Below are 22,712 nucleotides of genomic sequence, written 5' to 3' on the forward strand. Positions count from 1 at the left end.
GGTGGGCGCGGTATGCGTCATGGGTGGACATAGCGCCACCGCCCAGCCACTCGAACTGGGCGGCATCGATATCATCGGCGCCACGCCTTTTGCCGGCAGTGAGGTGGACGCCGACCGCTACCCGGCCAACGTGCAACACGCCGAAAGCCAGCGCATCGAACGCGGCGAAACGCTCAACCTGAACCAGTTCATGCAGCAGGAGCTGGGCAGCGTCCACGTCAACGACGCCACCAACAACCCGTTCCAGCCGGACCTCAATTACCGCGGTTATACCGCCTCGCCCCTGCTCGGACTGCCGCAGGGGCTGTCGATCTACCAGGATGGCGTGCGTATCAACGAGCCCTTTGGCGACACCGTCAACTGGGACCTGATACCGCAGGTCGCGATCGATTCGATCGATCTGATCCCGGGGGCCAACCCGTTGTTCGGCCAGAACACGCTCGGCGGTGCGGTATCGATCAAGACCAGGACCGGCTTCACTTATGAAGGCGCCGAGGCCGAGCTGTTCGGTGGCGACTTCGGCCGTTTCGGCGGCCATGTGCAGGCTGGCGGCAACAACGGCACCGACGCATGGTACTTCGCGGCCCAGGGCGTGTCCGAAGACGGCTGGCGCGATTTCTCCGATTCCGACGTGGCCCAGCTGTTCACCCAGTTTTCCACGCTCACCGACCACGGCACCCTGGATTTTTCGATCACCGCCGCCGACAACAGCCTGCGCGGCAATGGCGCGATTCCGGCGGAGCTTGCCGACGCCGAAGGTCGCGATGCGGTGTTCACCTACCCGGACGAAACCAACCCGGACATGGTGATGTTCAACCTGCGCGGCACCCGCGACTACAGCGACGACTTTACCCTGGCCTGGGGCGCCTACTATCGACGTACCGAAATCAACACCTTCAACGGCGACGGCTCCGAGTTCGAGGACTGCGAAGACGCCGCCAATGCGGGCCTGCTCTGCGAAGAAGCCGAAGACGGCGGCGACGAGGAAATCGTCTTCGATGCCGATGGCAATCCGGTGGTGGCCCGCGACGGCGTGATCGGCGGCACCGAAAACACCTCGCAAACCAAGGAAAACGGCTTCGGTCTGAACCTGCAGGGCCGGCAGAACAGCGTGCTCGGCGGCGAGCTGATCGTCGGCACCAGCCTCGACTACGCCAGCAGCGATTTCTCGCAGCAGACCGAACTGGCCAGCCTCACCGACGAGCGCGGCACCGTGGGCAGCGGCATCGTCTCCGGTGAATCGCTGACCGGCGTGTCGGCCCACAACAGCACCGCCAGCCTGTTCTTTCTGCAACGTGTGCCGATCACCGAGACGCTCGAAGGGACGCTGGCCGGGCGCTACAACCGTACATCGATCTCGTTGCACGACACCTCGCCGGAGGTGGAATTCGCCGGCGGCGACGATGACGACGACACCAGCCTGTCCGGCGATCACGAGTTCAAGCGCCTGAACCTGGCCGGCGGGCTGACCTGGCAGGTCAACGACCACCTGACCAGCTTCGCCAGCCTGTCGCAGTCGTCGCGCGCGCCCACGCCGGTCGAGCTGACCTGTGCCAACCCGGATGCGCCGTGTCGGCTGCCCAACGGCTTCGTCGACGATCCGCCGCTGGAACAGGTGGTCACCACCACCTACGAACTGGGCCTGCGCGGCGGCGACGACGACCTGCGCTGGCACGCGGCCGTGTTCCGCTCGGACAACCAGGACGACATCCTCTTCATCGCCGCCGAATCGCGTTTCGAAGGCTATTTCGACAACGTTGGCGAAACCCGGCGTCAGGGCGTGGAACTGGGTCTGGACTGGGCCTTCGCCGGACGCTGGCGACTGTCGGCGAACTACACCTATCTCAACGCCGAGTTTCGCGACTCGTTCATCACCAATTCGCCCAACCACCCGCTGGCCGATGAAGACGCCGCACCCGGCGAAGACCCGACCCAGCAGGTCGAACCCGGCGATCGTATCCCCCTCATTCCGGAACATCTGTTCAACGTCGGCATCGACTGGGCGCCGACAAACCGGCTTCGCCTGGGCATGGACGTGGTCGGCAACGGTGATCAGATCTATCGCGGCGACGAATCCAACACCGACAACGAAAAGATCGATGGCTATGCCATCGTCAACGCCAACGCCGCATTCAAGATCACCGACCGCATCACGACGTTCATCCGGGTGAACAACCTGCTTGATTCCGACTACGAAACCTTCGGCCTCTACGGCGAAGCCGACGAAGTGCTCGAAGGTGATCGCTACGACGACGCCAGTCGCTTCATCGGCCCCGGCGCGCCGCGCGGCATCTGGGGCGGCGTGCGCGTGGAGCTATAGCCTCTTCTTCGATCTCCTCCGGCAGGCGCCGGCCCGCAGGGAACGGGTCCCAAACGCGGGTCGGCCGCCTGTTTTTCGATGCCTCGACAGCACGGAGCAGCGAAGGTTTTCGACCGGATATCGGCCGGGTCGGTCATGCCCACGACACGCCCCGGCGAAGACGGCATGGCCGGCCGCTTGAAAAAGAAAAATACTTGACCGGAAACACTTCATCCGGCGCTCGGCGCGCCGATACTCGGGCGTGCCGTGACAACCTCCCCCGAGAACTCAAACGATGAACATGACCGACGCCCGGTCGCTGCTCCACAAACGACTGACCAATATCCGTGAATACGACAGCGTGCTCGTGCTCAACGGCGTGATCTGCCTGGGCCTGAGTCTTGCCATGCTGCATGGCGAGCCCGTCGGCGGACTCGTGTTCGGCGTCATCGCCGTACTCTCGTTCATGGCACGCCACCGCCTGCGGCGCTTCGGCCGATTGCTCGCCGCCGATCTGGCCGGCCTCGGTAACGACACCGCCACTCACGAGTACGGCCCGGCTACGTTCGATCGCGCCCGGACGAGCATCTGGCGGATCGTGTTCGCCCGCTAAGCCCACGGCACGGACGCACGCCGACTGCCGGCGGCTATTGGCCGTGGCGCGGCCGCCCACAGGGATGTATTCGTCGACGCAGCATGGCGGGCAATCGGCGTTTCGTCGTTCGAACAGGGCGGCACGAGTGCCGCCCGCTAGTCCTATGCCTGGCTAACCGCTATTCGGCATCGCAGGCGTGGCGGCGTGTTTTGCCGCCAGTTCCATGCGCATGCTCTTCACCACGGCGATACACATCAGAATCATCACCACCGAAAACGGCAGCCCGCCGACCAGCGAGGCGGTCTGCAGCGCGGCGAGCCCGCCCGCAACCGCCAGGGAAATACTCACCAGCCCCTGTACGATCACCCAGAACGCGCGGGTGAGCACCGGCGGTTGCTCGAGACCGCCGGTGGACAGCACCGACACCACGAACGCGCCGGAATCGGCGGAGGTGATGAAGAAGGTCACGATCAGCACGATCGCCAGCAGAGAGCTGAAGAACGCGAACGGCAGATCGCTGAGGTACTCGAATATCACCAGCTGCGCCGGCAGATCGCCCAGGCCGCCCGAGCCCATCATTTCGCGATGCAGCGCGGCCCAGCCCATGACGCCGAACCAGACGAAAATGCCGAGCGTGGGTATGATGAGTACGCCGAGCGTGAACTCCCGCACCGTACGCCCGCGCGAGATGCGCGCCAGGAACGTGCCGACGAACGGCCCCCAGGCAATCCACCAGGCCATGAAGAAGACCGTCCAGTAGGACTGCCATTGGTCGCTACCGGTGGCGAAATCGGTCTCGAAGCTGGACTGCAGGATGTTCTGGAAGTAGTAGCCAAACGACGACGTCAGCGCCTTGAGAATGAAGACCGTCGGCCCGGCAAAGAACACGAGCAGCAGCAGAACCAGCGCCAGCGCGATATTGAGGTTCGAAAGCCACTTGATCCCTCGCGACAGGCCGGACAATACCGATACGCCGGCAGCGAGACTGATCAACGCGATGATGGTGACCCGCAGATCCAGCGAGGCATCGAACAGGTTGAGAAAGTCCAGGCCGGCGTTGATCTGAATCACCCCCAGCCCGAGCGATGTCGCCAGCCCGAACACGGTGCTGACGATGGCAACGATATCGATCAAGTCGCCCACCCAGCCGTGCACCCAGCGGCCCAGAAGCGGTTCCAGGCCCCAGCGAATAGCCAGCGGCCGGCCGCGTCGATGGGTGGCGAACCCCAGCGCCAGGCCGACGATGATATAGATGGCAAAGGGCGCCGCGCCCCACTCCATCCAGGCCAGATGCACGGCATAGCGTGCCGCTTCCACCGTTTCGGAGGTCAGCTGTCGCGGCGCGTTGTGGTAGTGGGCCACCGGCTCGGCGGTGCCATAGAAGATCACGCCGATGCCGATTCCGGCAGAGAACAGCATGGTGTACCACGACAGGCGCGAAAACGCCGGCCGCGAATCATCGGGCCCCAGCCGGAGCTTGCCGAACGCACTGCAGCCCACCCAGATCGAAAACCCGATGAAGCCGGCGCATACGAAAATGTAATACCAGCCGAAGTAGTGGACCATCCAGGCCAGGATTTCGTCGAAGGCCTGCTTGGTCGCCTCGGGTGCTGCCACGGTCACGCCGATCAGCAGGGCCATCAGCAGAAGCACCGGATAGAAAACCCGCCCCACGAGTTTCATGGGCCCATGTCGGGACACGGCGTCGTGCCCTGTACTGTAAGTCGAGTCGTTCAATGCACGTTCCGTTTCTGGGCGACGGCTTCACGCAGGCGCCGCCGGCATCACGCCCAGCCGGCGTTCACGGCAACGGCTGCCGGTGCACGTCGGGCCTGGGCCTGAATCGGGTTGGATGAAGATACCCCAGCCCCGGGGGGTGAAACCGCTGGGGCAAGTCGTTCATGACAAACGACCGGGGATCGCACAATAAAGCAACGGCGCCTCGAACGCTCTCCAGTGCCTGGCGCCGGCGACGAAAAACCACTGAACCAAGCCAGGCGCGGCCGTAACGGCGTGTCCGGAAACAGGGGATGAGCCGGTGCTCACCGGCCCCCGGGCCGAGGCGCGACCGCAGCTACCCTTTGCGCCGCACCAGTCCGCGCTGTGGATCATAGCCCCAGACGGCCAATGCGAAAAACACGATCAGCGTACCGGCGACGACCGCCAGTGCGACGAGATTGATCTGGCCGTAGAGGGCAAAACGCACCAGCTCCACGCCGTGGGTAAAGGGGTTGATACGCGATAGCTGGTAGATCACGGTCGCCCCCGATTCCTGTAGCCGCCAAAGCGGATAGAGTGCCGGCGACAGGAAGAACATGGGAAAGATCACGAAGTTCATGGTGCCGGCGAAGTTCTCAAGCTGCTTGATATAAACGGACAGCAGCAGACCCAGCGCGCCGAGCATGAGACCGGTCAGGATCAGGGCGGGCAGTACGGCAAGCAGGCCCGGCCACCAGGGCAGATCGACGCCGAACAACGCGCACACGAGGAGAAACGCGTACGCCTGCAGCACCGACAGAAACGTGCCCGCCAGCAGCTTGCAGGCCAGCAGCACCGAGCGCGGCAAAGGCGCGGTGAGCAACAGGCGCATGAGCCCCATTTCGCGGTCGTAGACCATGGCCAGCGATGACTGCATGCCGTTGAAAAGCAGCACCATGCCCAACAGCCCGGGGACCACATAAACCGGGTATTCGATATAGCTGTCGTAGGGCGGCAGTACGGAAATACCGAAGACGTTCTTGAAGCCGGCAGCGAAGATCAACAGCCACAGGCTCGGGCGGACCACGGCCGAGGCCAGCCGCCCGCGCTGATGCATGAACTTGACGGTTTCGCGCGAGGAAACCGCGGTCAATGCTTGCAGAACATGGCTCAATCGCGGCATGACAATCCTTTCGGTCTATGCGTCGGCACGCGCCGCCGTGGTACTCGCCCGACGCGCAACCTCGGCCCGTCGTGCTCGTTAAACACGCCGTTTTCGTTCGCGAAGGCTTCTTGTCCGCAAACGCACGCAAATGAGCGCAAATAAGAAAAGAAATCGCTGGCCCGGTACACCATAGATAGCCTGTTTGGCATCCGCTGGCTCGAGACAACGCTTCCACGGCGCGTCGACTGCCCGCCACGACCGCTAGGCCAAGCTTCTTTATAAAACCTCACTGGCTTCTTCGCTTTGTGCTGCTTTCTTGTCTTCCATCTGCCGTCATATTTGCGTTTATTCGCGTTCATTTTCGGACGGTGTCTTTCCAGATCAGTCTCGCGCGAGCTTGCAGGTACTTTCACGCGGGTCGAAACCGAGCGTGTCGAGATAGTTGTCCGGGTGCAGAAAACCGTCCAGCGGTGCGCGTGCGACCACCCAGTTGCCGCTGCCCAGCAATATGGGCTGGCGTAGCTGGCCGTTCCAGTCGCGAAAGCCCATGCGATAGCCCTTGAAGCCGTCGAGATTGATTGCGTCGCCGCGAATGTACTCCGCCAGGGTTTCGTAGTCGGTGCTGTCGGTGCGTTGCACGGCTTCGACCACCGCCTTGACCGCCACCCAGGCGGCCCAGTCGTAGGCGGTCATGTGACGGTTGGCCTTCTTTTCCAGACGATTGTTGAGCTGCCGGGCGCCGTGGCGCAGCCAGGCCCAGTGCCAGGCCTGTGGCACGAGCCCTGCGCTGCCGACCACCGGCCGGGGCTTCTGAATGGCGAAATTGGCGTTGCGGGCGAATTCGCCCTGGGTATCGGCGATATAGACCGCGTCGTAATCCACGCCCGACGTGAGCAGTCTGGGGTTGTTGTGCTCGCGCTCACGCGGATCGTTGCCGAGCACGAATTCACGCCGGCCGGTGATATTCAGGCCGAAGCGATCCGCCGAGCGTCGAAAGGACCGGGCCAGCACCTGGTCGGCCGGTTCGGGGCCGACCAGCAACAGCACCTTCTTCCACTGACGCGACACCAGATATTGGGCCAGCGCATCGTTGCGCATGGCATCCGAGGCAATCGTATGCAGCAGATTGGCCTGGCAGTGGGCACCGCGCAGACGGTCGTCGTGGGCCGCGACGTTGAACAACGTCAGCTCATCGCCGGCGAACTCGGCCGCGACTCTAGAGACGGTACCGGCCGGCAGATCGAGCAGGATGAAGCGGGTGCCGCCATCGCGCATGCGGCGTACGGTTTTAAGCACCTCACGCGTATTCGAAACGAGTTGCTCGTCCAGCCCAAACTTCACCCCCGCCGCGATGCCGGGAAAACGTGCCTCGTCGACGGCCACGCGCGCGCCTTCGACCGGTCGGCCCCAGGGCTCGCCCTGGTATTCGTGCTCGATGCGCGCCGGCGAATAGCGCGGGTCGTCGTTCCAGCCGATATAGCCCAGCTCGAATGCTTCGAGATCCGACTGGGCGACGGCCAGACCCGGCAGCATGCAGAGCATTACAGCCAGGCAAAGGACCGGCAGGCCCGCATGCTGCACCATTCGCAGCAGCGGCGTCGTTGCAACACGGCCCATGGTCATTCGGCGCGCGTGTCGATCACCACGCTATGCGGCACCCGACCGGCGGCAATCGAGCGCAGTGTCTTGCGCTGGTCGATATCCACGATCGACATATCGTCGGACAGACCGTTGGTGACATAGAGCTGTTTGCCGTCACGGCTCTGGGCGATACCCCAGGCCCGATCGCCGACCAGCACATGGTCTTCCACCGCATGCGTTTTCGTATTCACGAAGGCCACGTGGTTGGCGCGCCCGAGGGTGACAAAGGCCTGCCGACTGTCATCGGCGAGCTTGATGCCCACCGGGGTGACGTCTTCCGGGCGAAAGCCCTGCGGCTTGAACTCGATGGTGTCACTGACTTCATTAGTCTGCGTATCGATCAGTGATACCGAGCCGGACAGCTCGTTGGTGACCCAGAGCGTGTTGCCGTCCTCGGACAGCGCAAAACGCCGCGGCCGGTTACCGACAACGATATTGGCTTCGATCTCGTGGCTGTCGAGGTTCACGCGGTGCACCATGTTTGCCACCTCCGACGTCACGTAGGCGGTCTTGCCGTCCGGCGTGACCAGTACGCCTTCAGGCTCCTGGCCAACATCGATTCGCGTCACGGCCTTCTTGGCGCCAATGTCGTAGATGGTGAACTGGGCATCGTCCTCGTTGGAGATATACAGATGTCTGCCGTCGGGGCCGATGGCGAAGATTTCCGGATCGTCGATATCGGTAAGGCGATCAACGACCTTGCCCTGGGCAACGTCGATGACATCGATGGAGTCGTCGTCACCGCAGGCCACATACAACTTTTTGTGGTCGGGCGAAAAGGCGAGCCAGCGCGGGCGCTCGGATACCGCGATGGTGTCGATCTTTTCCAGGCTCTGGCCGTCGAAGACGGTGACCACGTCGTCGTCTTCGCTGGAGACATACACCTGGCCAGTGCCGGCCGCGAACAGCGCCGGGCTTGCGGCAAGCCACGCCGCGGCCAGGGCCAGCCGGGCCTTCGGGTATCGATTGCAATGCATCAGACGGTCTCCTCTTTTTTCTTCGGCGCCTCGCCGGTGAGGGCCAGAAACGCGGCCCCCAGCGAGGTCGTGTCGGTTTGTTCGCACAGTGCGCGCGGCGTATCCACGGCGATGCGGCGGCCCTTGTGCAGCACGATCACCCGGTGCGCACGTTCGGCCTCGTCGACCAGATGGGTCGCCCAGAGCACACCCATGCCGCGCTCGGCACAGAGTTTGTGGACATAGTCGACCAGCAGCTCGCGCGAGCCGGGGTCGAGGCCCACGGTGGGCTCGTCCATGAGCAGCAGGGCCGGCTCGTGCAGCAGCGCCCGGGCCAGCTCGATCTTGCGGCGGTTGCCGCCGGACAGCGCCCGGGCCGGGTCCCGGCCTCGTTCGGCCTGGCCGATACGCACAAGTTCTTCATCGATACGCGGCTTCGCTTTTCTGCCCATGCCGTGCAGGCGGGCATGAAACTTCAGATTCGCGACCACGCTCAGATCGAGATCGAGCGTGGGTTGCTGAAACACCACGCCGAGCCGGGCCAGCGCCGCGCGGGCATTACGCCGCATGTCGTGGCCGGCCACTTCGATCGCGCCTTCGTCGGGCACGAACAGTCCGGTCAGAAGCTGGAACAACGTGCTCTTGCCGGCACCATTGGGGCCCAGCAGGGCCACGAACTCGCCCTGCTCGACGCGCAGCGACAGGCCGTCTAGCGCCTTGGTCGGGCCATAGGATTTGCTCACGCCATCGACTTTGAGCGCAGCCTGGCTCATACGGTGTCCTTGTCTGTGGCCGGTACGGCGTTCGCTTCGAGTATGCCGGAGAGCAGCCGCGGATAACGGGCCAGCAGCGCCTGCTGGGCCGCGGCCACATCGGCGCTTTCCAGATCCCGGCCCGCTGCCTTCTCGACCGGGTGATCGAGCAGCACTCGGGCCGGCGTATCGCCCATGAACAACACGCGATCGGCCAGTGCCAGCGCTTCGCGCAGATCGTGGGTGACGAACAGCACCAGCGGGCGCTGGCGCTCGCACAGGCGCAGCAACGAACGGCGCAGGCGATTGCCGGTGGGCATGTCCAGCGATACGAACGGCTCATCCATGAGCAACAGCTGCGGCTCGACGACGAACGCCCGGGCCAGCGCCCCCCGCCGCTGCATGCCGCCCGACAGGTGATTGGGCCAGACGTGCAGCGCCTCGCCCAGGCCGACTTCTTCGAGCAGCGCCGCCGCCCGCGACCGATAGCCCGGCTCGCGGGCGCAGCGTTCGGCCTCGGCGAGCTTGACGTTGTCGAGCGCGCTCAGCCACGGCATGAGTCGCGGCTCCTGAAACATCATGCCCATATGCGCCGGCGACTGACCGGCCGCCGACAGCGGCCGACCGTGCCAGCGGATGTCGCCGTCGTAGTCCTCGTCGAGGCCGGCCACCAGCGACAATAGCGTGCTCTTGCCGGCGCCGGAGGGGCCGACCAGCGCGATGAACTCACCCGGCGCGGCCTCGATCGTGCATTCGCCCAGCACGGCGGCACCGTCGAAGCGCTTTTCACGAATATGAATACTCAGACCGCTCATGCCCGCCACCGTGTGAGCCGGTTCTCGAGCGGGCGCATCACCCAGGCTTCGATGAGCAGCACCACGCCGGCGAACGCCAGCGTGTACGCAAGAATGGCGGCGATATCGAAGAACTGATAATAGACATGCAGCTGGAACCCCACGCCGTTGCTGCGCCCGAGCAGTTCCACCACCAGCACGATCTTCCAGATCAGCGCCAGGCCGCTGCGGGCCGCGCCCATCAGATAGGGATAGAGCTGGGGCAGAAACACCCGCCGCAGGGTCACGAGCCGAGGCACACGGTAAGCCTGGGCCACGGCGAGCAGTTTGGGGTCCACCGCGCGTGCGCCTTCGCGCACCATGACCACCACGGTGGGAATCTTGTTGAGCGCGACCGCCAGCACCGCGGCGACGTCGTTCAGCCCAAACCACACATAGCAGAGAATGATGGTGACCAGCGCCGGGATATTGAGCCCCAGCACCAGCGCGCCGTCGAACACGAGGTCGAGCTGGCGATAACGTCCGAGCGCAATACCCACCGCGGTGCCGATGGCCATCGCCAGCAAAAAGGCCACCGCCACGCGAGCCAGGGTGATCACCAGGTGGTAAGGCAGCTCGCCCGACAACGTATGCGCGAACAGCGCATCCAGCACCGCCAGCGGCCCGGGCAGCACGTCGCTGCGGGCGACCAGTGCGACGATCTGCCATGCCGCCACCAGACCTGCGAACGACGCCGCACGCACCAGCGCCGGACGCCGGTGCACGGGCAAACGCCCCGGCGCTACTTCACGGCTGGCGATAGCCATCCCAGAACACATCGGGCGACAGCCGGGTGACACCGCCGGTGAGACGGCCATCGCTTTCGCTGGCGAGCACGTCGAACAGCTGTCCGGCCGCCGCGATCTCCGGGGCGCCGTAGCGCTTGATGATGCCGGCACGATAGCCGTCGCGAATGGCGGCGAACACGGCCTCGCTTTCCGGCTTGATCATCGGCTCAAGCGGCGACCAGGCCTCGTCGGACTCGTCGAGCAGGCGCTTGGCGTCCTGGCTGGCGGCCAGAAAATGCTGCAGTTCGGCGCGGTGTTCGTCGGCCCAGTCTTCGGCAAAGACCCAGCCGAGCAGCGGCGGTACCGTATCGATACCCAGGCCTTCGAGCATCTGCTCCACGCTGACCAGCGGTCGCATGCCCAGTGCCGACAGGCGTGCGTTGTAGTGCCAGAAGTTCACCGCCGCCGGCAGATCGCCATCGAGCAGCAGCCGATTGATCATCGGCGGCGCGGCATAGGTTGGCTCCACGGCCTGTTCGAGATCGAGGCCATGGGTCTTCTGGGCGTACGCACGCAGCAGCAGCCAGGTCTTGTCCACCGGGCCACCGGCAATGCCCAGCTTCTTGCGGTCGAGATCGGCCAGCGTGGTCACCCCCGAGGCCGGATTGACCATGACCGCGCCCACGGCCCGCGAATAGGGGGCGAACTGATAACGCCGGCCGTCGGCGCGCTGACGCGCGGCCCAAAGCCAGTCGGAGACGATCAGATCGACGCGCCCGCCCTGCAGGGCCACCGCCAGCGCGTTCTCCGATGCCAGCGGTACCACCTCGATGGCCACATCGTGTTTTTCGGCCAGGCCGTGGCGCTGGATCGTATCCATCTCCCAGCTGACGGTGCCGAACTTGAGTACGCCGATACGCAGGGGCGCGTCGGCGTTCTCCGGCGTATCGGGCGCACAGCCGGCCAGCCACGACACGAGCAGGATCAGGCCTGCCAGCCATAGCCGTGTTGCGCCACCTGCGGGTGTCGTCATTGAATCTCCTGCCCGACGTCTCGGCCGCACCGCCTCGACACCGTCGCCCTGGGTCGGCTCTTTGGCCGACCGCGTTATTCGTCATCCCGCCGCGTTCGAGCACGGACGTGGATATATCGTTGTTTGAAATTCTAAATTGCCCGCTAACGGCGGCTGCGCGCAAGCCCGCGAATAGTCGCAGACCGCCCGGCTCGATCGATGCCCTGGAACGACCCCGCGCCGGTCACCGCGCCCCCATCTCGCGCTTGCCGCCCGCCCGCGGCGGGCGTAGTTTCGAATGGATGAGATACCGGGCATGGACCATGGCGGCGCTGCTGAGTGTGTTCGCAAGCGCTGTGCTGGCTGCGGGCGAAGGCGAGGCTTTGGCCGGCGCCTGCACTGCCTGTCACGGCCCCGAGGGGCGCTCCGTGTCCGGCCTGCCGACCCTGGCCGGCATGGATCGACGCCGGTTCATGGATCGCATGCAGGCATTTCGCAACGGCGAAGGCACGATCATGAATCGTATCGCCCCCGCCTACGACGAGGCCCAGACCGCGGCCCTGGCCGACCATTTCGCCGCGCTCGACCGCGTCGACGACGACCGGCGCCATGCCCCCTAAGGAAGCTCTGCATAACCTCTCGCGGTTCGCGTTCGAGTCCTCACAGACGGTGCGGCAAGGCGTCGGAGCGCAGCGCCTGCCTTATTGGCAGGTCAAGCCTGGCAACGCAGCCGCGGCGTCTGTGAGGCCGAACCGCTTGCGGCCGCCGGCTTTGCGCGCGCTTGAGCGGCGTCAGTGTTCGCTACCGTGCCACGTGTTATTGGCTTGGGCACGCTACGCTCTCACTTGCTGGTCATCGCGCGCAAAGCACGCCGGCGCGACCGTGACAGGTTATGCAGAGCTTTCCTAACGATCGGCGAACCCTGCTGCGTGGGCTGGCCGGCGCGGCCGCGCTCGGCGCGCTTGGCCTGCCCCTTGGCCGCGGCCGGGCCGCGCCCCCTTCGGTGGTCATCGCGGGCGGCGGTTTCGCGGGCGCCAGCTGTGCGCTCGCCCTGCGCCAGTTCGCCCCCGAGGTTCGCGTAACGCTCGTGGATCGACAGCCCCGTTTCGTCACCGGCCCATTTTGTAATGCGGTGATCGCCGGCCTGCGCCCGATTTCTTCCATCACCCAAAGCCACGCCGGCCTGAGCGCGGCGGGCGTTCGCGTGCTGCATGCCGATATCGACGGGGTCGAGCCCGCCGCCCGGCGCATCCGCCTGGCCGATGGCCGCAGCATCGGCGGCGACCGGCTGGTGATCGCACCCGGCATCGATTTTGACTGGGCCGCGATCGACGGTTATGGCCCCGGCCATGTCGCGCGTATTCCCCATGCCTGGCCCGGCAGCGCCGACCAGCTGCGCAATCTGCGCCAGCAGCTGCGAACCATGCCCGACAACGGGCGCGTGGTGATCAGCGTGCCGGACAACCCCTATCGCTGCCCGCCCGGCCCCTACGAGCGCGCCAGCCTGATCGCGCACTTTCTCAAGCAGCACAAGCCGCAGGCCGAAGTGCTGATCCTCGACGCCAAGGATCATTTTTCCAAGGAGCCGCTGTTTCGGACCGGCTGGGGTGCACGCTACGGCGAACGCCTGCAGTGGCGTGGCGGGCGCCGCGACGGCGCGCGCGTGGTGGCGGTGGATACGCAAAGCCGGCGTGTGCGTACGGTCGGCGGCGACGAATACGCAGCCGACGTGCTCAATATCATCCCGCCGCAGCGGGCCGGCCGACTCGCCCACGACGCCGGGCTGACCGATGCCGCCGGCTGGGTGCCGGTCGCCGCCCACGATTTCTCGGTGCCCGGCCACGCCGGCGTGCACGTGATCGGCGATGCTGCACGCGCCGAGCCCATGCCCAAATCCGCCTATGCCGCCAATATGCAGGCCAAGCTCTGTGCCCATGCCATCGCCCGCGAGCTGGCCGGCGAGCCGGTGGCCGAAACACGGCTGATCAACGCCTGCTACAGCCTGGTCGCCCCGGACTACGGCATCAGCATCACCGAGGTATACCGGCTCGATGGCGATACGCTCGCCGCCCTCGCCAACGCAGGCGGCATATCCGCGCTGGCGGCCGATCGCCAGACCCGTGCGGCCGAAGCCGACTATGCCCGGGCCTGGTACGAGAACATCGTGCGCGACAGCTTCGGCTAACCTCGCCCCGGGCTATCCTACTTGAGCGTGGCCCCTTCCAGCGCCGGATAGAGATACGTCACCGAGCGCCGGTACTCGGCCGGCTGCACGGCAAGCGCCGCCCAGCGCGGCGGCAGCGGTTCGAACATCAGTTCGGCAGCACTGTCGCCACGCGCCGCACCGGCCCGCAGGCGCTCGGCCAGCCAACGCAGATAGGCGCCGGTCTGCTCGAGCGGTGTGTCGTTCTCTGCCACCGGGCCGTGACCCGGCACCACGATACGAAAGCCGCTGTCGGCGGCGGTCGTCAGCGCACGCTGCCAGCCGGCGAAATCGCCATGCGGCGTGGCCGGGGCGCGGTCGTGGAAGACGACATCCCCGGCAAAAAGCACGCCGGTACGACGATCCAGAATCATCAGATCGGCCGGGCTGTGGCCGGCCGTGGCGATCAGTTCGAGCCGATGATCGCCGTAGTCCACGAGCGGGTCGGCGCGGCGATCAATGATCTCGTCGGGGACAACGACCGACGTGCCGCGCATGGCTGCGCCGACGCGGTCGTAGAGATGCCGCGCCATCGCCTCGCCGGCGCTGCGAATGGTCTGCGCCGTGGCCGGCAGCGCGGCAATGGGCACGCCCGCGAACGCGTTGTTACCCAGAAAATGATCAGCATGGGCATGGGTGATATACACCCGCACCACCGGGCGCTCGGTCACGCGGGCGATGGCCGCACGCATGGCCTCGCCGTAGAGCCGTGAAGGGCCGGTATCGATGACCACCACGCCCTGCTCGGTCACGATGAAGCCGCTGTTGGCCACCGCGCCATGGTTGTCGAAATCGAAGGCTTCCAACGCGCCGAGGAACACATAGGTATCGGGGGCGATGCGTTGCGGGGCCAGATCGTAATAGCCATCGGCGAACGCCGGGGCGACGGCGCAGGGCAACCACAGGCACAGCACGACGATACAACGCGCCCACATCACGGCAGCGCCCTGGCAGCCGAGCCAACGCCCCTCTCGTAGCGCTGCCCCCGGGCATCGCGCACGTCGATATGCAGCGGTTCGCGACTGGCGATATCCAGCGTGAATACCGCCGTGGGGTCCAGGGTTTTGCCCGGGACGAGACGCGCCCGCAGCCTGCCTGCGCTATCGCTTATGGTGATCTGCGTGATCGCGGGCCACGACTCGCGGGCCGAGGCCGGCGCTTGGATACGAAACTTCAGGCGCTGATAGCCCGCCGGTCGCGGCCAGGCACGGGCCTCGATGCCAGGCGCCAGGCCTTTGCCTGCGCCCGCGCTCTCGGGCAGGGTCATGCTTGGCGCGGCACAGCCGCCGCCCTGGGCATCGATCCAGCGGCCACCGATATGCCATACGCCGTCGCCGGTGAGTACGGCCGCCCGCAACGGCGTCGCCTGGGCCAGCCGCAGACCAAAACCCAGGCTCAAATCGCGGGCTGCGGCCCCCGAGTCGGGAAAATAATCCAGCACCGCGCCGGGCGCGACGGCATCGGCCAGCACGCGAATGCGGCGTACGTCGTCCAGACCGGATATACGCACGAAAACCGGCGTGGCCCGCCCGTCCTCGACCGCGTCGGGCGCCCGCACCTGCACGCGCTCGTCGAACATGAGCCGCGCATCGCGAAAATGCTCGGCCACGATATAACGCCAGCGCGACGAATCCAGCGGGTCGGCCGGTATCGACGCAGTGCCCGCGGCCTGTGCGCCGAGGGCATAGCCGAACAGGCACAGCCATAGCAGGCCTGTGCCCGCGCGCATGCCCTGGCGCCGTCCCGCCCTAGCCATCGATCGCGCGCAGACGGGCCAGCCTTGCGGCGCCGGGCGGATGCGTTGCAAACACTGCGGCATACCAGCGGTCCATGGTCGGCGCGGTGAGATTGTTCGCCAGCAGCTTCTCCAGCGCCGAGATCAGTGCCCCCGGCTGGGCGTGTTCGGCGGCATAGGCATCGGCCTCGTATTCGTAGCGACGCCGACGCGCGGACTGCCAGGCCTGCAGTGGCCAGCCCAGAGCCGGCAGCATCAGATAGGCCGCCACCGCGAGCACGGTCGGCGCCACCGCCAGATCCGCCCATGCCACGGCCATGCCGATCGCGAGATAACCGCCAAACAGAAGCAGCGCCTGGCTGGCATAGAAACGCTGCAGATGACCACAGCGGTAATGACCGAGCTCATGGGCCATCACGGCCTCCAGTTCCGCTGCCGACAGATGCGCGATCAGCGTATCCGAAAGCACCACCCGCTTGGATCGCCCCAGGCCGGTGAAATAGGCATTGGCTCCGCGCGAGCGGCGCGAGGTATCGACCACCAGCACCTGCTCCAGGCGCGTGCCGCAGCGCTGCATCATGGCGTCGAGGCGGCGGCGCAGCTCGCCCGGCGCCAGCGGCGAGAAGCGCTCGAACAGGGGCGCGATCAGGTTCGGGCGCGCCCAGAAAAGAAACGCGATACCCGCGATCATCAGCACGCCGCTGGCCGGCCAGGCCCAGCCGAAGGGCGCCACGGCGAACGGCCACAGAATCCACAGGCAAGCCGGCACGGCGAGCATCGAATTGATCATTAAACGACGGGCGCTGTCGCCCGCGACGGCGCCGACCGTGCTTGTGGACATGCCGGCCGCGCGGTCGACGCACCACCAGCGTGCCCACAGGCGTATTTCGCACAGCAGCTGATCGAGGGCCGCGAATACGACCGCAAACAGGAGCACACCGACGCCGCCGTATGCTTGCAGGGCGGCATACAGGCCTGCGAGCGCGCCGGTAGCCAGCCAGAACGCGATACGTGCGACCCGTTCGAAACCCGCCAACCACTGGAACAGCGCCCGCCGCTGCCCGTAGCGCAGAAGCCGTTGCTGCGAAGGCGAGCGCAGCGCGGCGGCCAGATGGCGCCACTGGCGCAGACAAACGATCGCCTCGAACACCAGCCCGCCCAACAGCCAGGCACTCATGCACCCGAACAGCGCCGCCCCGCTCATCGTCGACGCAACCACGACGGGGCCTCGCCCGTTCGCGGCACCCGGCTTACGTCGCATTTGATCGGCTTAACCGAGGGCGTAGTGTGAATCGAGAACCGGCGCAAAAGCCGGCATATAACAGGCCGACGGCCCATAAATCGATTCATTGCGAGACGAGGAACAGCCATGACGATCACGATACATCCCAGCGTCGATAAAGGCATGACGCCGGCCGCGGAGAATTTCTCCGGCGGTACGCTGAAATGCCGCTGCAGCAGCGACCCTGTCCAGGTCGAGGTTTCTTCCCAGTGCGCCCACAACCATGTCTGCGGCTGCACGATGTGCTGGAAACCCGAAGGCGCGACCTTCGCCCAGATCGCAGTGGTGCCCAGCGACAGCGTCAAGATCCGCGAAAACGAAAAGAAACTGAAGGTCGTCAACGAGAACGCGGCGATCAAGCGCCATGCCTGTACCGACTGCGGCACCCACATGGTCGGGCATATCGAAGACAGCAAGCATCCGTTCTACGGCCTCGACTTCATTCATACCGAGCTCTCCGACGAGCAGGGCTGGGAACCGCCCCAGTTCGCGGCCTTCGTGTCGTCGATTATCGAAGCCGGCACCGATCCGAACCGTATGGGCGAGATCCGCCGTCACCTGCACGATGCCGGCCTGGAACCCTACGACTGCCTGTCGCCCACACTCATGGACGTGATCGCGACCCATACCGCCAAGCAAAAAGGCGTGCTCTAGGAGAGCTCTGTATAACCTGCCGCCGGCTGGGGCCGAGCCGGCGGCTTTCTCGAGCGCTTTGCTGCGGCCAGGGCAAAAGTCTTTTCCCGGCGGCAGGTTCAGTGGAATTGCGCATTCCAGGCGGCCTTGCCCGCATGCAGGATGCCGCTTCGACCTTTCGAACAAGAGCGCCTCATGAAAGCACTCACCTGGCACGGTACCCATGACGTACGCGTGGACAACGTCGACGATCCGAAGATTCAGCAGGATCGCGACGCCATCATCAAGATCACCGCGACCGCGATCTGCGGCTCCGATCTGCATCTCTACAACGGCCTGATGGCCGGCATGCAGGCCGGCGACGTGCTCGGCCACGAATTCATGGGCGAGGTCGTGGAAACCGGCTCGGCGGTGAACAATCTCAAAAAGGGTGACCGCGTGGTCGTACCCTTCACCATTTCCTGCGGCGGCTGCTTTTTCTGCAACAAGCATCTGTATTCGCTGTGCGACAACTCCAATCCGAACGCCGATCAGGCCGCCGAGCTGATGGGGCATTCCCCGGCCGCGCTGTTCGGCTATTCGCATGTGCTCGGCGGCATCCCCGGCGGTCAGGCAGAGTACGTGCGCGTGCCCTATGCCGACGTCGGCCCGATCAAGGTCGAATCCGACCTGCGCGATGATCAGCTGCTGTTTTTGTCGGATATCTACCCGACCGGCTATCAGGCCGTCGACCAGTGCGATATGGAAGCCGGCGACACGGTCGCCATCTGGGGCTGCGGGCCGGTCGGCCAGTTCGCCATTCGCAGTGCCTGGATGATGGGCGCCGGCCGCGTGATCGCCATCGATCGCGTACCGGAGCGCCTGAAGCTGGCCCACGACAAAGCCGGCGCTGAAGTCATCAACTTCGAAGAAGAAGACGTCTACAGCAAGCTGCTCGATATGACCGGCGGGCGCGGCCCGGACTGCGGTATCGACTGTGTCGGCGCCGAAGCCCACGGTCAGGGCGATCCGGAAGCAATCCGCCGCAACGCGGATTCCACCGAAGACAATCATCCGCATGCGATCAACGAAATGATCATGTCGGTGCGCAAGGGCGGGCGGCTGTCGCTGCCGGGCGTCTATACCGACAAGGTGGACGGTTTCGCGATCAACGCGCTGATGAACAAGTCGCTATCGGTCAAGGGCGGCCAGACCCATATGCAGGGTTATCTCAAGGGCCTGCTCAATACCGTGGAACAGGGCCTGATCGACCCGTCGTTCATCATCACACATCGCTACGGACTGAACGACGCGCCCGAGGCCTACGCCAACTTCAATGCCAAGGAAGACGGCTGCATCAAGGTGGTCATGACGCCGTGATGAAAGGCGTTTGAAAACGCCACAGGCCTGCAGGCCGAACGAAAAAAGGGGCGATCAATCGCCCCTTTTTCTTGCCCGAAAAGAATCGGCTAGCGCAGGATCAGCACCGGCAAAGTCGCATGCCGGATCATTTCCGTGGTCGTGCTGCCCACCAGCAGATGACGGATGCGCGAATGACCGTAGGCGCCCATGACCAGCATGTCGATATCGTGGGACTGCTCGTAGGCGCGTAGCGTGGCTTCGACCTCGCCCTCCTCGAGCACGGCGATGCTGACCTCGCTACAGACGGCGTCGAGCGCGGCCTTGGCCTCGTCGAGCTTGTGGCGGCAGTCGTCGCTGGCCTTGCCCACGAACACCAGATGACAGGCCACACCCGCGAACAAGGGGCTGGCCACGAGACGTTCGATCATCGCCTTCGAGGTACGGCTGCCGTCAAAGGCTACCGCGATACGCTGCGGTTCGCTGAAATTCGGCGGCGTAATCAGCATCGGGCAATGCAGCGAGCGAATCACCCGTTCGAGATTGGAGCCCAGATGCTCGTGGGCTGTGTCGGCGGTTTCGCCGCGTTTGCCGAGCACCAGCAGGCGGGTTTCGCTTTCCATTTCGACCAGCGTTTCGGCCAGCGCGCCGTGGCGCTGGCGCGAGGTGGCATTCGCCACGCCGTCGGCGGCGGCGCGTTCGCAGGCGGCATCGAGCATGATGCGGCCCTGCTCGCGCTCCAGGCGTGCACGCTGTTCGTCGAGTTGGGCCAACTCGGATAGCAGGTGCTCGCGCGACCCCAGGCCGATCTGCCCGCTGACGTCGGACTCTGCCGCGCGCCCGGTCTTGTCGATGACGTGCACGAAGGTCAGCCCGATCTCCAGACGCAGGCTGGCCCACGCCGCCGCATCGCAGACCGCTTCGGAATAGGCCGAACCGTCGATACAGGCGGTAACGTGGCGATCGCTCATGAGGTCTCCTCGATTACTTGTCGTTTCTAATGCCCGCCGAGCAGTTTCTCAGCGTCGGGCTTGTCGTGCACGGCGATACGGTCGACCAGCGTGGCGCTGGCTTCGTTGAGCCCGACCACCTCGACCTCGGCGCCCTCGCGCCGGAATTTGAGCACCACCTTGTCGAGCGCGCCGACCGCGGTGATATCCCAGAAATGGGCACGGCGCAGATCGATACGCACATGGTCGAGCGCTTCCTTGAAGTCGAAGCCGGCCACGAATTTTTCGGCCGAGGTGAAGAACACCTGCCCCACCACTTCATACTCGCGCGAACGCCCGTCGTCGCTTTCGCGGCTGCCGATATAAAGCAGGCGCCCCACCTTGTTGGCAAAGAACAGCGAGGACAGCAGCACACCCACGAACACCCCGATGGCGAGATTGTGTGTAGCCACCACCACGGCGACGACCGTCACCATCACGATATTCGTGCTCATCGGGTGCTTGCGCATGTCGCGCAGCGACTCCCAGCTGAAGGTGCCGATGGACACCATGATCATCACCGCCACCAGCGCGGCCATGGGAATACGCGATACCCAGTCGGACAGAAAGACCACCATGATCAGCAGCACCACGCCTGCACACAGGGTGGACAAACGCGTGCGCCCTCCGGATTTGATGTTGATCACCGATTGGCCAATCATGCCGCAGCCGGCCATGCCGCCCAGCAGGCCGGCGCCGAGGTTGGCGATGCCCTGCCCGCGACATTCGCGGTTCTTGTCGCTGTTGGTATCGGTGAGATCGTCGACGATCGTGGCCGTCATCATCGATTCCATCAGGCCGACCACGGTCAACATGATCGAATACGGCAGGATGATCCAGAACGTCTCCATGGTCAGCGGCACGTCGGGCCACAGAAACACCGGCAGCGTATCCGGCAGTTCGCCCATATCGCCCACGGTGTTGATGCTCATGCCACTGGCCATATAGACCCCGGTGAGCACGAGAATGCAGATCAGCGGCGAGGGCAGCATGCGCCCGACCACGGGCACATGGGGAAACAGATAGATGATGCCCAGGCCGGCCGCGGTCATGGCATAGACATGCCAGGTCACGCCGGTGAGTTCGGGCAGCTGGGCCATGAAGATGAGAATGGCCAGCGCGTTGACGAAGCCGGTCACCACCGATCGCGACACGAACCGCATCAGCTCGCCCAGGCGCAGCACGCCAGCCACGATCTGAAGCACGCCGGTGAGCAGCGTCGCGGCCAGCAAATATTGCAGCCCGTGTTCGGCGACCAGAGTGGTCATCAGCAGCGCCATGGCGCCGGTGGCAGCCGAGATCATGCCCGGACGTCCGCCCGCGAACGCGATCACCACACAGATACAGAAGGAGGCATAGAGCCCCACCTTCGGATCGACCCCGGCGATGATGGAAAAGGCGATCGCCTCCGGAATGAGTGCGAGCGCGACCACCGTGCCGGCGAGCACGTCGGCCCGGATATTGGAGAACCAGGTTTGTCGTATCGATTGGATCATCGTGTCTCGTGCCTGCAGAACGATACGTCGCACTTCGATACGGTAGAACCGCGCAGCGAGCGTATCGATGGCGCCTGTGGTCACAGACACCGGGTTGTTCGTTTCGCAGAGCAGGCGCCGTGGCCACAAAACCGTCGGGATGACGGCATGACGGTCGCAAATGCGACGGGGCGGCTGCACTCGATCGAGTTTACGGCCTGCCCGTGACACCGCGCGTGCCCTGCCCAGCCGTTCGAGCGCGCGGATATTAACAGAACGATCGTCGCAGCGCGCTCATGGAGCGCGAGCCGTTCGCCGCGCATGTCGATGCGCCTTCAGGCACGGCGAGGCGGCGCGATCGATGGCGTTTGACCTGGCGGCCAGGGGGCCCGTCACCCCCATCGACTCAGCCTAGCCGTCGCGGGCGATATCCTGCTCGTCGGCGGTAATGAACAGCCCCTCCATCGAGGCACGCAGCGTCGCATCGATCGGCGTGGGCCGGTGCCGGGCCCGATCGATGAGCACCATGGTGCTGCGAGCGGTCGCCAGACGCTCGTCGCCCACCGCGGCCGCACCGGCCAGGGCGAAAGAGGTATTGCCGATACGGTCGATGCCGCAGGCAACCTGCACGTTCGCCCGGCCGCGATGCCAGCGGTGATAGCTCAGATCCACGCTGGCCACGAGCATGCCCAGCCCCGGATCGTTGCGAATGGGGCGCAGCGTGCCCGCCCGCGACTGCTCGATATAGCGCGAGACCGCCAGTTCGCCGATCACGACGTCGGGGTCGAGGTCGGCATAGCGGCCGGAGATCTCGCTGAGCGCCGGGTAGCCCTGCATGGGCACGTGCTCGGGCGGCACGGGCGGCCAGTCGTTGGTCGCGAGCGGGTCCGTCGAACGCGCGTCGTCGAGCGCTGTACGGACATCCGCCGGCAGATCCACCCAGCGATCGCCATGCCAGGCGCCCATCAGGCAGTCCTGCACGCCGACGCATTCGCCCTGCTGGAACAGCCCGGTGGCCAGGCGATAGCTATCGGCTGCAACCGAGATCAGCCGCGTGGCACAGGTGACGTCGTGCGGGTAGTGCGTCTCGCGCAGAAAGTGCGTGACCGTACGCCGCGGGCGCAGCAGCACGGTATCGGAAAACAGACGCTCCTCGCCCAGCACGGCCAGCTGATGACGGATGCGCGCTTCCACGTGCAGACCGTGCACCGCCACGTTGTTGGCGTGTCGGATCGTATCCAGATGGGCGTACTGCAGCGCCGCCGTATGGCGCAGATCATAGCGTTCGGGGTCGTTCTGCCAGGCGGGCGTCTTCACGGGCATGTCCTTGAAACGAATAGCGAGGCGCCGCGCAACGCCTTTGCGATAACGCAGGGCC

General features: G+C 65.3%; 20 protein-coding genes. 6 read left to right on the plus strand and 14 right to left on the minus strand.

Annotation, left to right across the window (positions count from 1 at the left end; all coding sequences use genetic code 11):
• The first annotated feature begins 19 nt into the window (after nt 1–19).
• Nucleotides 20–2,320, plus strand: a complete 2,301-nt coding sequence (locus CMN27_RS00320) for a TonB-dependent receptor (protein ID WP_293623377.1) — start codon at nt 20–22, stop codon at nt 2,318–2,320.
• 274 nt (nt 2,321–2,594) lie between these two features.
• Nucleotides 2,595–2,912, plus strand: a complete 318-nt coding sequence (locus CMN27_RS00325; RefSeq protein ID WP_293623379.1) for a hypothetical protein — start codon at nt 2,595–2,597, stop codon at nt 2,910–2,912.
• A gap of 153 nt (nt 2,913–3,065) precedes the next feature.
• Here CMN27_RS00325 and CMN27_RS00330 read toward each other — a convergent pair whose 3' ends face one another.
• The 8 genes from CMN27_RS00330 to CMN27_RS00365 all read right to left on the minus strand — a co-directional run bounded on the left by CMN27_RS00330 (nt 3,066) and on the right by CMN27_RS00365 (nt 11,700).
• Nucleotides 3,066–4,577 (minus strand): BCCT family transporter, encoded by a 1,512-nt coding sequence (locus tag CMN27_RS00330; protein WP_293623381.1) that lies wholly within the window; start codon nt 4,575–4,577, stop codon nt 3,066–3,068.
• A gap of 391 nt (nt 4,578–4,968) precedes the next feature.
• Nucleotides 4,969–5,775 (minus strand): ABC transporter permease, encoded by an 807-nt coding sequence (locus CMN27_RS00335; RefSeq protein WP_293623383.1) that lies wholly within the window; start codon nt 5,773–5,775, stop codon nt 4,969–4,971.
• A gap of 363 nt (nt 5,776–6,138) precedes the next feature.
• Nucleotides 6,139–7,374: an amino acid ABC transporter substrate-binding protein gene (locus tag CMN27_RS00340; RefSeq protein WP_293623384.1), complete on the minus strand. Its 1,236-nt coding sequence runs from the start codon at nt 7,372–7,374 to the stop codon at nt 6,139–6,141.
• Between the two features lie 2 nt (nt 7,375–7,376).
• The gene (locus CMN27_RS00345; protein WP_293623386.1) at nt 7,377–8,375 is read right to left on the minus strand and encodes a PQQ-dependent catabolism-associated beta-propeller protein; all 999 of its coding nucleotides are present in this window, start codon (nt 8,373–8,375) and stop codon (nt 7,377–7,379) included.
• The gene (locus CMN27_RS00350) at nt 8,375–9,127 is read right to left on the minus strand and encodes an ABC transporter ATP-binding protein (protein ID WP_293623388.1); all 753 of its coding nucleotides are present in this window, start codon (nt 9,125–9,127) and stop codon (nt 8,375–8,377) included. The genes CMN27_RS00345 and CMN27_RS00350 overlap by 1 nt, the downstream gene beginning before the upstream one ends.
• Nucleotides 9,124–9,921, minus strand: a complete 798-nt coding sequence (locus CMN27_RS00355) for an ABC transporter ATP-binding protein (RefSeq protein ID WP_293623390.1) — start codon at nt 9,919–9,921, stop codon at nt 9,124–9,126. Before CMN27_RS00355 ends, CMN27_RS00350 begins: the two co-directional genes overlap by 4 nt.
• On the minus strand, nt 9,918–10,706 hold the full coding sequence (locus tag CMN27_RS00360) for an ABC transporter permease (protein ID WP_293623392.1): 789 nt from the start codon (nt 10,704–10,706) through the stop codon (nt 9,918–9,920). Before CMN27_RS00360 ends, CMN27_RS00355 begins: the two co-directional genes overlap by 4 nt.
• Nucleotides 10,687–11,700 (minus strand): ABC transporter substrate-binding protein, encoded by a 1,014-nt coding sequence (locus CMN27_RS00365; RefSeq protein ID WP_293623394.1) that lies wholly within the window; start codon nt 11,698–11,700, stop codon nt 10,687–10,689. The genes CMN27_RS00360 and CMN27_RS00365 overlap by 20 nt, the downstream gene beginning before the upstream one ends.
• Nucleotides 11,701–12,002: 302 nt before the next feature.
• Between CMN27_RS00365 and CMN27_RS00370 the strand changes: the two genes are divergently transcribed.
• On the plus strand, nt 12,003–12,299 hold the full coding sequence (locus CMN27_RS00370) for a c-type cytochrome (protein WP_293623396.1): 297 nt from the start codon (nt 12,003–12,005) through the stop codon (nt 12,297–12,299).
• Between the two features lie 272 nt (nt 12,300–12,571).
• Nucleotides 12,572–13,864 (plus strand): NAD(P)/FAD-dependent oxidoreductase, encoded by a 1,293-nt coding sequence (locus tag CMN27_RS00375; RefSeq protein ID WP_293623398.1) that lies wholly within the window; start codon nt 12,572–12,574, stop codon nt 13,862–13,864.
• Between the two features lie 17 nt (nt 13,865–13,881).
• Here CMN27_RS00375 and CMN27_RS00380 read toward each other — a convergent pair whose 3' ends face one another.
• From CMN27_RS00380 to CMN27_RS00390, 3 genes are read right to left on the minus strand one after another with little or no spacing between them, the layout of a single operon-like run.
• On the minus strand, nt 13,882–14,817 hold the full coding sequence (locus tag CMN27_RS00380; protein WP_293623461.1) for a quinoprotein relay system zinc metallohydrolase 1: 936 nt from the start codon (nt 14,815–14,817) through the stop codon (nt 13,882–13,884).
• Nucleotides 14,817–15,611 carry a thiosulfate oxidation carrier protein SoxY gene (locus CMN27_RS00385; RefSeq protein WP_293623400.1) on the minus strand — a complete coding sequence of 265 codons (795 nt, stop codon included), beginning with the start codon at nt 15,609–15,611 and terminating at the stop codon, nt 14,817–14,819. Before CMN27_RS00385 ends, CMN27_RS00380 begins: the two co-directional genes overlap by 1 nt.
• 19 nt (nt 15,612–15,630) lie before the next feature.
• Complete coding sequence (locus CMN27_RS00390; protein WP_293623402.1) at nt 15,631–16,794, minus strand: M48 family metallopeptidase; 1,164 nt, start codon at nt 16,792–16,794, stop codon at nt 15,631–15,633.
• Between the two features lie 192 nt (nt 16,795–16,986).
• On the opposite strand from CMN27_RS00390, the gene gfa reads away from it, so the two are divergent.
• Nucleotides 16,987–17,553: an S-(hydroxymethyl)glutathione synthase gene (gene gfa, locus CMN27_RS00395; protein WP_293623404.1), complete on the plus strand. Its 567-nt coding sequence runs from the start codon at nt 16,987–16,989 to the stop codon at nt 17,551–17,553.
• Nucleotides 17,554–17,727: 174 nt separating this feature from the next.
• Nucleotides 17,728–18,891, plus strand: a complete 1,164-nt coding sequence (locus tag CMN27_RS00400) for a zinc-dependent alcohol dehydrogenase (RefSeq protein WP_293623406.1) — start codon at nt 17,728–17,730, stop codon at nt 18,889–18,891.
• Between the two features lie 89 nt (nt 18,892–18,980).
• Here the strand turns inward: CMN27_RS00400 and CMN27_RS00405 are convergent, their stop codons facing one another.
• From CMN27_RS00405 to CMN27_RS00415, 3 genes are all read right to left on the minus strand, one after another.
• Nucleotides 18,981–19,841 carry a universal stress protein gene (locus tag CMN27_RS00405; protein ID WP_293623407.1) on the minus strand — a complete coding sequence of 287 codons (861 nt, stop codon included), beginning with the start codon at nt 19,839–19,841 and terminating at the stop codon, nt 18,981–18,983.
• Between the two features lie 26 nt (nt 19,842–19,867).
• The gene (locus CMN27_RS00410; protein WP_293623462.1) at nt 19,868–21,355 is read right to left on the minus strand and encodes a SulP family inorganic anion transporter; all 1,488 of its coding nucleotides are present in this window, start codon (nt 21,353–21,355) and stop codon (nt 19,868–19,870) included.
• A gap of 390 nt (nt 21,356–21,745) precedes the next feature.
• The gene (locus tag CMN27_RS00415) at nt 21,746–22,651 is read right to left on the minus strand and encodes a hypothetical protein (RefSeq protein ID WP_293623409.1); all 906 of its coding nucleotides are present in this window, start codon (nt 22,649–22,651) and stop codon (nt 21,746–21,748) included.
• Nucleotides 22,652–22,712: the final 61 nt, after the last annotated feature.

This window comes from Salinisphaera sp., assembly GCF_002729955.1.
Lineage (GTDB): Bacteria > Pseudomonadota > Gammaproteobacteria > Nevskiales > Salinisphaeraceae > Salinisphaera.